Origin of the sequence: Mucilaginibacter sp. (assembly GCF_028288205.1) — a bacterium.
GTDB lineage: Bacteria > Bacteroidota > Bacteroidia > Sphingobacteriales > Sphingobacteriaceae > Mucilaginibacter.
The window spans coordinates 1-11,426 of sequence record NZ_JAQBOD010000043.1 but is presented as its reverse complement, the minus strand read 5'-3'; the positions used below and the strand labels follow the sequence as shown (position 1 = coordinate 11,426).

Genomic DNA, 11,426 nt, shown 5'->3' with positions numbered 1-11,426 from the left:
TTGAAAATTAATTAATATCTTTTTCAATCATTCGCATATCTGCACATTATTTTTTCAGTTTTAATTTTTTATCAAATACCATCCCATTGAATTTATGTTCAACCAATTTGATAGCGGCCGCATTTGATTCTTCAATAGAAAACGTTTTTAATTTGGTAGATAAACCCTGTATTTGCGGACCGGTTGTGCTGTAAAGCCCTGTTTTAACATAGTTTAAGGCATGAGCCAGTAAACCTTCTGTAGGATCCCCAAAATCTTTGGTAACATCATCATAATCATTTACACCCGGATAAGTAGTTGAGCCTGGTGTCATACCTGAATAATACCCTCCCTGGGCTAATGAGTTTTTGGTTTCTAATTCCGGAATATATAGTTGATATTTATTAATATCTATATCAAAAAAAGCAACGGGTTTACCATAAGTAGTTGTACCAATTAGCTGCACATTTAAATGCGGGCGCAAGTTATTAATGGTCAGTTCGCTTGCAGATGCTGTTGCTCCTGTTACAATAAAAAATACACGGCTAATGTTTAGTGTTCCTTTTTTTGCAAAATTTATGGCATTGCCGGCAACAGTATAATCAAATTGAGCATAATTATAAAGCTGATTATTAGTTGGATCGCGACGCACCTGGTTTTTAAGCAGACTTGCTTTTCCACTGCTTAGTATATCATTAAAATAAGAGCTATACATTATCGTTCCGCTTTTTGCAGCCGGAACAATTAAGTTGTCCAAATACTCGGCAGTTGACACAAGACCACCGCCGTTGTAGCGCAGATCAACAACCAGGTCTGTAATACCCTGGGTTGCAAAATAATTAAAAGCTGCATCTAATTTAGCATCAGCATTATCACCAGAAGTAAAACTGTTAAACACTATATAGCCAACCGTTTTACCTGTAGCCACATTAAAAGTTTTGTAAGTTAAAACCGGATTGATGGTATAATTTGCTGCACTAAGTGTAACGCTAAATGTAGATAGGTCTGCCTTTTGCAAAATCATTGTTATTGCGGTGCTGTATGCATAGGCATTGATAACAAACTGGGTATGCGTTCCAGAAGATCCGTCATAACTCAAATTACTATTACCATTAATTGAAGTGATCTTATATCCTCTCTTCACTCCCGCCAGATCAGCAGGCGAACCCGGATATACATATTTTACACGCAAATCATTAACATCATTAAATAATGGAGCAAAACCAAAGTCGGCATTTGTTCCGCCTAATGCAGTCGACACCTGCCCCTGATCAATAAATGAGTATTTGGCTTCTCCGGGTGCTGCCGAATAATACTCATAAGGTTTTCCTGTTGATGGATTTATCTTATACTGAGAGATAGCATCAACTTCTTTTGTTAATGCGCTTAGATCGTCTGACCCTGAGATTGCCCGCGGATTAAATGCAGCATAGCTTGGCAGACCATCGTACCAATAATATGCTTCTTTGGCATATAAAAACACAGAGTCCTTTACCAGGTCAAGCGTTGAACCATTTTTTGACGGCGCAATTTCATTATTGCTTTTTGTATCTTTTTTACAAGAAGCCGACAGGCAGGTAATAAGTATAATAGTTAAATAAAATGTTTTTTTCATGTTTATATTAAGGTAATATTATAACGACAATCAGCTTAACTATGTTATATTCAACATTATAAAAACCCGCTAACATTAATATAGTCAACCCCTGTTGCCTCTGCACAAAGTATATCATCAGCAGAGTTTCCTATCATCAGTATATCTTTCCTGGTTAAACCATGCTCCTTCATTAATAAATGAAGCACATCTGGTTCAGGTTTAGGTAATGTTTCTTCGGCAAAATAACAGGTTAAATAAGGCTCAAGCCCGTGCCATTCTGTTTGTTTAATTTTATTTAATTGCTGAATCGGGTTGCCATTAGTTACAAGGTATAGTTTTTTACGGTCAATTACAATTTCCTGCATCAAATCAAGTACGGCTTGATAAACTAATAATTTTAAAGGAAGCTTAGCAGTAAGTAATAAATGCTGAAAATTGATCCGGTACTTCTCGTCTATACCTAATTTTTCTTTTACCCGGTCAAAAACTACATCCTTACCCTCTGTCGTATAGGTTGCCACCATTAAATCGGTTATTGTTTTTGCGTCTGATAGCTCTGTATATTCTATTAAACTGGCAAACAAATAATAAACCTGGAATAAATAATCTTTTTCAGGATAGATAACATTATCCAATTCAAACACAAAGGCCTTTTTACGCTGATTTATATCGCTATATTTCATTACTTGTTACCTGTATATCAATATTGTATTCTTTAAATAGTTGCTGCGATTCTAATAAAAGGCCCATCTCTGCATTATCCAGTACATAGATTAGATCAACGGAGTTATCCAAACATAGGGCCAGCATTTCATGCGTATATGATATAGATTGCGGATTGGGTAATTGTAACATTTTACCTTGCATAAGCATAAATGCAGGTAATGTATGGTAATCACCTAAAACAACATCATCCCTGTTTAGTTGTTTTTTAAGGCGATGCGCCTGTGCCGAATTGGCTGCTGTTATAAGAATACTCACTATTATTGAACAATTAAACCATCAACCATTAAAACCTTACGGTCTGATATATTTGCCAGTTCTTCGTTATGGGTAACAATTACAAAAGTTTGGTTAAACTCATTACGCAGCTTTACAAAAAGCTCATGCAGCTCGCGCGCATTGGCCGAATCAAGGTTACCTGACGGTTCGTCGGCAAATATTAGTGCCGGTTTATTAATTAAAGCGCGTGCTACGGCTACTCTTTGTTGCTCACCGCCCGAAAGGGCATTGGGTTTATGGTGAAGCCGAGCGCCTAATCCAAGTAAATCTAACAGTTCTGTAGCTCTCTTTTCAGCTTCGGCTTTTGATACTCCGGCTATAAAAGCAGGAATACAAACATTCTCCAGCGCGTCAAATTCAGCCAATAAGTGGTGAAATTGAAATATGAAACCAATTTTACGATTACGAAAGTCGCTTAAATTTTTGTTGTTCAGTTTATTTAGCTCAACGTTATTGATGAATAGCTGACCAGAATCGGACTTATCCAGTGTACCTAAAATATTAAGCAGGGTACTTTTACCCGCGCCTGATGCGCCAACTATCGTTACAATTTCACCTTTTTCTACTTCAAAATCAACGCCCTTTAATATTTGAAGTTGCCCGTATGATTTATGAATAGCTGTTGCTTTAAGCATGGCCAAAAATAGCGATTAGAGATTAGAGATTGGTGATTTGTTGTTAACTTTTCTAAAGTAGAAGCCTTGTTATGTAACATTTTTATTGGTTTTACACCCTTTTTTAATTAATCATGCTATCCTAATCACAGCAAAGTAAAACTAATCACCAATCTCAAATCACCGATAATTGATTTTAAAACAAAATCATTAGATTTACCGCAAATTCCTCGAAAAAATATGAATATTCACGAATACCAGGGTAAAGCCATATTAAAAAGTTTTGGCGTAAGAGTACAAGAAGGCATAGTTGCAAATACTGTTGAACAAGCTGTTGAAGCCGCTAAAAAATTAAAGGAAGACTACGACTCAAGCTGGGTTGTTATTAAAGCACAGATCCATGCCGGTGGTCGAGGTAAAGGCGGTGGTGTAAAATTGGCTAAGAATTTAGACGAAGTTAAACAAAGAGCTACCGATATTTTAGGAATGCAATTAGTTACCCCACAAACGGGCGCTGAAGGTAAATTAGTACGTAAGATATTAGTTGCCCAGGATGTTTATTACCCGGGCGAAAGTGAAACTAAAGAGTTTTATATAAGTGTTTTGTTAGATCGCGGTAAGGGCCGCAATATTATCATGTATTCTACCGAGGGTGGTATGGATATAGAGGAAGTTGCCGAGCATACCCCGCATTTAATATTTAAAGAAGAGATTGATCCTAAAGTTGGTTTGCAGGGATTTCAAACCCGCAAGATCGCTTTTAATTTAGGTTTATCAGGTGACGCGTTTAAGGATATGACCAAGTTTATCGCTTCATTATATAAAGCTTACGATGCTACCGATTCTTCTATGTTCGAGATCAACCCGGTATTAAAAACATCAGACAATAAAATATTAGCTGTTGATGCTAAAGTGAATTTAGATGATAACGCGCTATACCGTCACCCTGATTATGCAGCAATGCGTGATACAAACGAGGAAGACCCTACCGAAGTTGAAGCAGGTAAATCAAACCTTAACTATGTAAAGCTTGACGGTAACGTAGGCTGTATGGTTAATGGCGCCGGCTTAGCTATGGCTACTATGGATATTATAAAACTGGCCGGTGGCGAGCCTGCTAACTTTCTTGATGTTGGCGGTACCGCTAATGCGCAAACAGTTAAAGCCGGTTTCAATATCATACTAAGCGACCCGAATGTTAAAGCGATTTTGATCAATATTTTTGGTGGTATTGTACGTTGCGACCGTGTTGCGCAAGGCGTTATTGATGCTTATAAAGAAATAGGCAATATCCCGGTTCCTATCATTGTTCGTTTACAAGGCACCAATGCAAAAGAGGCAAAAGAACTGATAGATAATTCTGGCTTAAAAGTTTACTCAGCTATTCTGTTAAAAGAAGCGGCTGAAATAGTTAAACAAGTATTGGCATAGCAAATTATATTTAAATAAATTATTAAAGGGGCCCTGGCCCCTTTTTTTGTGGCTAATAAAAAACATTGTATTAAAGAAAATGTAGTTAACAGGGTACATTGTTGCAACAATGTCGATAAAGAGTAAATTTAATAATTAAATTACATGTTTAAACATCTATTTATTTATATTTGTATCATTAAATAAAACAATCAATCATGGCAACAGCAACAAAATGGGTTATAGACCCTATGCACTCAGAAGTACAATTTAAAGTTAAGCACCTGGTTATATCAACCGTAAGTGGCTTTTTCAAAAGTTTTGAAGGTTCATTAACGTCTGAAAGTGACGACTTTGAAGGCGCGTCTGTAGAATTCACTATAGATATCAATAGCATTGATACCAACCAAACTCAACGCGATGAGCACTTAAAATCTGCTGATTTTTTCGATGCGGAAAAATATCCAAATCTTAAATTCAAATCAACTTCATTTACCAAAGCAGGTGATGACGAATATAAATTAACAGGCGATTTAACTATTAAAGATGTAACTAAACCGATTACACTTGATGTTGAATATGGTGGATCTGCAGATGATTTTTATGGAAATACGAAAGCCGGCTTTGAAGTTACCGGTAAAATTAACCGTAAAGAATTTGGCTTAACCTGGAATGGTATAACCGAAGCCGGTGCAATTGTAGCAGGTGAAGATATTAAGATTACCATTAACGCTCAATTTGCTAAACAAGCGTAATTTTTATTTCGGGTTTCAAATATTCGATTTTGAAATTTTATATTGGCATGTTTAATGCTATAATTCAAAAGCAATCTCAAAATGAGGTTGCTTTTGGTGTATATTGCAGCCAATAAATCCGAAATCGAACATTTGAAAATCCGATATTTTACAAACAATGCTAATTAAAATATACCCTGAAAACCCAAATCCAAAAGCTATTGAACAGGTGGTTGATGTATTACGTAAGGGCGGATTAATTATCTACCCTACTGATACAGTTTATGGTTTGGGTTGCGATATTACCAATCATAAGGCTATTGAGGCTATTTGCAGTATAAGAAATATAAAGCCTGAAAAGGCTAATTTCTCTTTCGTATGTTACGACTTAAGCCATATATCAGACTATATAAAACCAATTGATAATACCACTTTCCGTTTATTAAAAAAGGCGCTGCCGGGGCCATTTACATTTATATTTAATGCCAGCCACAATGTACCCAAACTGTTAAGCTCTAATAAAAAAACAGTAGGTATACGTGTGCCTGATAACAATATAGCACGCGAGATTGTAAGGGTGTTAGGTAATCCTATCCTCTCTACCTCTATTAAGGATGATGACGAGATCATTGAATACTCTACCGACCCTGAACTGATCCACGAAAAATATGAGAACCTGGTTGATCTGGTGATTGATGGCGGCTATGGCGATAATATTGCATCAACCGTTGTTGATTGCACATCCGGCGATTTTGAGGTAATACGTGAAGGTAAGGGTGAGTTGGAATTGTATTTATAACAGTTGAGACTTAGTTTTTTAATTTTTAAGTCTATCCTTCCTTTTTTACAAATGAAAAAATTTTTTCAAACAGCTCATTTACATTAAACGGCTTAGGTATATAATCATTCATGCCTATTTCAATACAACGTTCCTTTTCACCTTTAATCGCATGTGCCGTCATAGCTAAAATTGGTATATCTTTTTTATCGCCTTTCAGTTTACGGATGTTGTGGGTTGTTTCATATCCGTCCATTTTAGGCATCTGCAGGTCCATTAAAATTATGTCATAATAGTTTTTTTTGTATTTGCTTAAAGCGATAACACCATTTCCGGCAACGTCTATTTCAAATTCACGTTTTTTTAATACTTTAACTATTAGCATTTGGTTAATTGGGTTATCCTCGACAACTAAAACATGAATACCTTTTCCGCTTTGGGCGGGTAGTAGCGTTTCATCGGTTTTATTCTTTACATCCTCTTTTTTTTGCTTAATTCTATTCTTTAAAAATGGTAGGCGAAAATGAAATTCGGCTCCATGATTAGGTTCACTTTTTACAAAAATCTCACCGTCCTGCATTTCAACCAACTGTTTTGCAATGCTTAATCCAAGACCGGTACCACCAAACCTGCGTATGGTGCTTGTTGTTGCCTGTTCAAAGCTCTCGAATATTTTTGATTGCTTTTCTTTTGATATACCTATGCCATCATCTTTTACAATAAATTCAATTATAATATTATTTTCATTTTCATCAACTCCGGCCATAGAAACATTAATATCCCCTTTATCAGAAAACTTTATAGCGTTTGAAATAAGATTTAGTAGTATCTGGCTTAATCTCACAGAATCGCCAATAATTATTTCGGGTATATTACTATCAATGACAGTAACAAGTTCAAGATTTTTTGAATGAGCTTTAGCCTCCATCATAGTTACAATAGAATCAATTGTACCCCGCAAACTAAACGGATTTCTTTCAAAAAGTATCTTCCCGGTTTCAATTCTTGAAAAATCAAGTATGTCATTTAAAATCACTAACAAATCATCGCCCGACTTTATAATTATCTGAATGTACTCCTGTAATCCTTTGTCTGTAACTGATTCTTCCAGCAATCGCGCAAAACCCAATATGGCATTCATTGGTGTACGTATTTCATGACTCACATTTGCCAGGAAAAGCTGTTTTACTTTTTCTGATGCTTCGGCTCTTTCTTTTTCCCTGGTTAAACTATCCTCGACATCCTTAAGCTCCTGTATCTTATGTTCAAGAGTAGCCGTCATGTCGTTAAAAGCTTTAGCCAACACCCCAATTTCGTCGCGCGAGTAAACCTCAACACGCGTACCTAATAATCCCTGGCGAATAAGAGCGGCCCCATCAATAATTGCTTTTAACCCCTTTTCAATGCCTCTGCTTACAGATATGGTAATAAGTATACTTGTTGTACCAATAGTAAGTGAGAGTGCGAGTAATAGCTTAAGTACAATATTTTCCAGCCACCTGGAACCTTCGCCTAATGTAAATGAAAAATCATCCTCCAGTTTAGTAAGCTTCCTGTTGATGCTCTCTGCATACTCCAGTACCGTATTTATTTGAGATTGCGATGCAGTTTTTGAAGTTATCATTACATGCATTTTTTTGCCGAGCGGAATTAGCTGTTCCATTTTCCCCTCAGCCTCACCCCAGATAATAAATGCGTTTTTAATATAATATACGTTGTGGAACCGCCTCATAAGCTTGATCATTCCGTCAACATCATCCGCATGGTTACGCCCTTCTATAAACCCTTGCCGTACAATATCAAGATCAGGATGTGCTTTTTGAAGCTGCAGTCTGGCCTTTTTATCCCCTAACGGAACTTTTAAAAAATCAAGAAATGCATTGTAATCTTTTTCATCATGCGATGATGCGTAGATACGCAAATGATAAACCGCATCTTTTTGTGCCTTTGACCATAACCCTTCTCCTTCAACATATGAGCGTACAGAAGAAAGCGTATTAACAGCAAACCAAAGTGTACTTAATTCTATTACTACAAGCACAGCCATGGTACCAATTGTAAAATACAATTTCCTGGAAATAGAGGTATCTTTTAGCTTAGTTTGAAGAAAAGAAATTATCATATTTGGGAAAATGCTAAATTTCGTTTTTATAAGACTGATCGATCATTATCAGCTTAGCTTGCGGAAATTAAAGAAATTCCTCAAATAAACTATATAGTTTAACCTAAATATAAGTTTATATATTAAATCTTTAGGATACATTTATCTATAAAGAAAAATAAAGAAGTTTGGAGATATAATTTTACAAAGATGGCCTTATGGAATGTATAAATCCATTAATTTTTTCGAGGTAATCTTCAGATTCTAAAAGCTTTACAAATTTACTTCCAACTATTGCACCGTTAGCATATTCGCAGGCCTTTTTAAATGTAGCATTATCGCCTATACCAAAACCGATAATTGCAGGGTTTTTTAATTGCATGGCTTTAATACGTTTATAATAATCTTCAATACTATCAGATACATCTAAACTACCACCTGTTATTGATGATGATGAAAGCAGATAAATAAAGCTATTACTCAACTCATCAATTTTACGGATACGGTCTGCAGAGGTTTGCGGTGTAACTAAAAATATATTGCTCAGTTTGTTATCCTTAAAAAAACCGGCATACATGGTTTCATACTCATACATTGGCAAATCTGGTACAATAACACCGTCTACTCCCGCTTCAGCAGCTTTTTTGCAAAACTCTTCCACACCATATTGAACTATTGGATTAAAATATCCCATTAAAAGTACCGGTATGGTTACCCGCTTACGCAGGTCTTTTAATTGCTCGAATAATAAATTAAGCGTCATGCCATTATCCAGCGCTTGTTGTGAGCTATGCTGAATGGTTGGCCCATCTGCCACAGGATCTGAATATGGAAAGCCTATTTCCAGAAAATCAGCTCCGGCTTTTTCTAATGCTTCGGCAATATCAAGGGTAGTATTCAGTTGGGGGTAACCTGCTGTATAATAGATGGATAATAAATTATCTTTCCTGGTAGCAAAAAGATGGTTTAGACGGTTCATTATTAGTAGTTAAAATATTTAATATACGTGTCTAAATCCTTATCTCCACGACCTGATAAACAAATGATCACGTTATCATCTTTCTTAAATTTCATTTTCTCTAATTGTGCCAATGCATGTGCAGATTCTATTGCCGGTATAATACCTTCTAATTGGCAGCATAACAGGCCTGCCTGCAATGCCTCATCGTCTGTTACACTTGTATATTGCGCACGGTTTACTTTATACAAATGCGCGTGCTGCGGGCCTATACCCGGGTAATCTAATCCGGCAGATATAGAATAAGGCTCAACCACCTGCCCGTCGTCTGTTTGCATTAATATGGTACGGCTTCCATGCAAAACACCTTCCCTGCCCAAAAACGTTGTAGCTGCAGAGTGTCCGCTATTCACGCCCTTCCCGGCTGCTTCAACCGCAATAAGCTTAACACTTTCATCATCTAAAAAATGGTAGAACATACCCATGGCATTGCTGCCACCGCCTACGCAGGCCATTACATATTCTGGTAACTCTTTACCGGTATGCTCAAATAATTGCTTTTTAGCTTCGAATGATATGATAGATTGAAAGCGCGCTACCATATCTGGATAAGGATACGGGCCAACAACCGACCCGATAATATAATGTGTATCAACCGGGTTGGCTATCCAGTCGCGCAGGGCCTCATTGGTGGCATCTTTAAGTGTTTTACTACCAGAACAGGCCGGGACTACCTTCGCGCCCAACATCTTCATACGCGACACATTTGGGGCCTGGCGCTCCATGTCAACCTCGCCCATATAAACTACGCATTCAATACCCTTTAGCGCACAAACCGTAGCGGTTGCTACCCCATGCTGGCCCGCACCTGTTTCGGCGATTATGCGCTTTTTTCCCAGGCGTTGTGCAAGCAATATCTGGCCGATTGCATTATTAATTTTATGCGAACCCGTGTGGTTCAGGTCCTCGCGCTTTAAAAATATATTGGCGCCATATTTTTCAGAATATCTTTTAGCAAAATATAATGGAGACGGCCGGCCAACATAATCTTTTAAAAGCAGATCGAACTCGGCCTTAAAATCGGGCTCATTTATTATCTTTAAATATTGCTGCCTTAATTCTTCAACATTAGGATACAGCATTTCGGGCACGTAAGCGCCACCAAAATCGCCATAATAACCATGTTCGTTAACTCCGTATTTCATGCGTAGTAGATTGTTTTAACAGGCTAAACGCCTGTTTTAATTTTTTTATATCTTTCATTCCGGGTGCTGTTTCAAACTTACTGTTCAAATCGACACCATAAAATTGGGGGTGTGCAATTATAGTTACCTGCTCCAAATTATCCAAACTTAAACCTCCGCTCAAAAAAAACGGTATGTTCAATTTATATTTATCTAATACCTTCCAGTTAAAGGTTTTGCCAGAGCCGCCGTGTGTATCTGTCTTGGTATCGAACAGGAAATAATCAACTTTGCCGGCGTAATCATTTAGCTGGTTAAAATCAAAATCTTCATTTAGGCCAAAGGCCTTAATAACTGTCACCCTGTTTCTGAATGAATTGGCAAATTCAGGAGTTTCTTGTCCATGTAACTGTATAGCATCAAATCCAAATTCTTCAATAAGCCGGTTAATTTCCTGCTGATTTTCATCCACAAAAACAGCAGTTTTTAAAATTGACGCAAGCAGACCGTTCAAAGCATCAGCAGGTACTTCACTAACAAATCTTGGCGAGCGATCATAACAGATAAAGCCCATATAATCAGGATCTAAATCAGCAACTGCCTTAATATTGTCCGGATATTTTAACCCGCAAACCTTTATTTTCATTTTAATTTTCAACAAGGGTTTTAAAACTTGTTAATGCTCTCTTACTAACTAATGCTTTTTCTGCTTCATAAAAACAATCCGCAAAGCTATTTTGAGGATTTATTGTTTTAATAGCTAATGCCGCGTTTGCTAAAACCACATTGCTTTGCGCTGTAGTACTATTGCCGTTTAACACCTGCATAAATATAGCGGCCGATTCATTAACCGTGCTTCCTCCAACTATTGCTGATGGGTCTACCCTATCAAAGCCAACACTTTTTAATGTGTTTATTTTTTCACCTTCAGGGGTAAATGTTTTAAAATCGCACGTAAGCGAAATCTCATCATAACCTTCCAATGCATTTAAAATAGTATATTTTTTGTCAGATCGCTGATAAAGATAGGCATACATGCGCGCAAGCTCTAAATTATAAACGCCAACCA

11 protein-coding genes and 1 pseudogene are annotated in these 11,426 nt (G+C 37.0%); 3 read left to right on the top strand and 9 right to left on the bottom strand.

Features of this window, described 5'->3' with window-relative positions; genetic code table 11:
• Positions 1 to 46: 46 nt before the first annotated feature.
• From JWR23_RS09980 to JWR23_RS09965, 4 genes are read right to left on the bottom strand one after another with little or no spacing between them, the layout of a single operon-like run.
• Positions 47 to 1,594 carry a S41 family peptidase gene (locus JWR23_RS09980; protein ID WP_299515750.1) on the bottom strand — a complete coding sequence of 516 codons (1,548 nt, stop codon included), beginning with the start codon at positions 1,592 to 1,594 and terminating at the stop codon, positions 47 to 49.
• 56 nt (positions 1,595 to 1,650) lie between these two features.
• Positions 1,651 to 2,259 carry an HAD family hydrolase gene (locus JWR23_RS09975; protein WP_299515749.1) on the bottom strand — a complete coding sequence of 203 codons (609 nt, stop codon included), beginning with the start codon at positions 2,257 to 2,259 and terminating at the stop codon, positions 1,651 to 1,653.
• On the bottom strand, positions 2,249 to 2,557 hold the full coding sequence (locus tag JWR23_RS09970) for a hypothetical protein (protein ID WP_299515748.1): 309 nt from the start codon (positions 2,555 to 2,557) through the stop codon (positions 2,249 to 2,251). The genes JWR23_RS09975 and JWR23_RS09970 overlap by 11 nt, the downstream gene beginning before the upstream one ends.
• 2 nt (positions 2,558 to 2,559) lie before the next feature.
• Entirely contained in the window at positions 2,560 to 3,213 is a 654-nt protein-coding gene (locus JWR23_RS09965; protein ID WP_299515747.1) for an ABC transporter ATP-binding protein, read from the bottom strand.
• Between the two features lie 219 nt (positions 3,214 to 3,432).
• Here JWR23_RS09965 and sucC point away from each other — a divergent pair, with 219 nt between their 5' ends.
• The 3 genes from sucC to JWR23_RS09950 all read left to right on the top strand — a co-directional run bounded on the left by sucC (position 3,433) and on the right by JWR23_RS09950 (position 6,135).
• A complete protein-coding gene (gene sucC / locus JWR23_RS09960; protein ID WP_299515746.1) occupies positions 3,433 to 4,623 on the top strand; it encodes an ADP-forming succinate--CoA ligase subunit beta in 1,191 nt (396 codons plus the stop codon).
• A 197-nt stretch (positions 4,624 to 4,820) separates the two neighbouring features.
• Positions 4,821 to 5,357, top strand: coding sequence for a YceI family protein (locus tag JWR23_RS09955; protein ID WP_299515745.1), 537 nt, complete (start codon positions 4,821 to 4,823; stop codon positions 5,355 to 5,357).
• A gap of 157 nt (positions 5,358 to 5,514) precedes the next feature.
• Positions 5,515 to 6,135, top strand: coding sequence for an L-threonylcarbamoyladenylate synthase (locus JWR23_RS09950; RefSeq protein ID WP_299515744.1), 621 nt, complete (start codon positions 5,515 to 5,517; stop codon positions 6,133 to 6,135).
• Positions 6,136 to 6,166: 31 nt separating this feature from the next.
• Here the strand turns inward: JWR23_RS09950 and JWR23_RS09945 are convergent, their stop codons facing one another.
• The 5 genes and pseudogenes from JWR23_RS09945 to JWR23_RS09925 form a co-directional block, all read right to left on the bottom strand.
• A complete protein-coding gene (locus JWR23_RS09945; protein WP_299515743.1) occupies positions 6,167 to 8,161 on the bottom strand; it encodes a response regulator in 1,995 nt (664 codons plus the stop codon).
• 256 nt (positions 8,162 to 8,417) lie between these two features.
• Positions 8,418 to 9,194 (bottom strand): tryptophan synthase subunit alpha, encoded by a 777-nt coding sequence (gene trpA, locus JWR23_RS09940; RefSeq protein WP_299515742.1) that lies wholly within the window; start codon positions 9,192 to 9,194, stop codon positions 8,418 to 8,420.
• Positions 9,195 to 9,196: 2 nt separating this feature from the next.
• On the bottom strand, positions 9,197 to 10,378 hold the full coding sequence (gene trpB / locus JWR23_RS09935) for a tryptophan synthase subunit beta (protein ID WP_299515741.1): 1,182 nt from the start codon (positions 10,376 to 10,378) through the stop codon (positions 9,197 to 9,199).
• Positions 10,362 to 11,003 carry a phosphoribosylanthranilate isomerase gene (locus JWR23_RS09930; protein ID WP_299515740.1) on the bottom strand — a complete coding sequence of 214 codons (642 nt, stop codon included), beginning with the start codon at positions 11,001 to 11,003 and terminating at the stop codon, positions 10,362 to 10,364. Before JWR23_RS09930 ends, trpB begins: the two co-directional genes overlap by 17 nt.
• 1 nt (position 11,004) lies before the next feature.
• A pseudogene (locus JWR23_RS09925) lies at positions 11,005 to 11,426 on the bottom strand (anthranilate phosphoribosyltransferase); the annotation flags it as partial.

Bases quoted from the DNA above. Each gene is read 5' to 3' on its own strand.
- JWR23_RS09980 (WP_299515750.1), bottom strand. From the start codon at position 1,594: ATGAAAAAAACATTTTATTTAACTATTATACTTATTACCTGCCTGTCG.
- JWR23_RS09975 (WP_299515749.1), bottom strand. From the start codon at position 2,259: ATGAAATATAGCGATATAAATCAGCGTAAAAAGGCCTTTGTGTTTGAA.
- JWR23_RS09965 (WP_299515747.1), bottom strand. From the start codon at position 3,213: ATGCTTAAAGCAACAGCTATTCATAAATCATACGGGCAACTTCAAATA.
- sucC (WP_299515746.1), top strand. From the start codon at position 3,433: ATGAATATTCACGAATACCAGGGTAAAGCCATATTAAAAAGTTTTGGC.
- JWR23_RS09955 (WP_299515745.1), top strand. From the start codon at position 4,821: ATGGCAACAGCAACAAAATGGGTTATAGACCCTATGCACTCAGAAGTA.
- JWR23_RS09950 (WP_299515744.1), top strand. From the start codon at position 5,515: ATGCTAATTAAAATATACCCTGAAAACCCAAATCCAAAAGCTATTGAA.
- JWR23_RS09945 (WP_299515743.1), bottom strand. From the start codon at position 8,161: ATGGCTGTGCTTGTAGTAATAGAATTAAGTACACTTTGGTTTGCTGTT.
- trpA (WP_299515742.1), bottom strand. From the start codon at position 9,194: ATGAACCGTCTAAACCATCTTTTTGCTACCAGGAAAGATAATTTATTA.
- trpB (WP_299515741.1), bottom strand. From the start codon at position 10,378: ATGAAATACGGAGTTAACGAACATGGTTATTATGGCGATTTTGGTGGC.
- JWR23_RS09930 (WP_299515740.1), bottom strand. From the start codon at position 11,003: ATGAAAATAAAGGTTTGCGGGTTAAAATATCCGGACAATATTAAGGCA.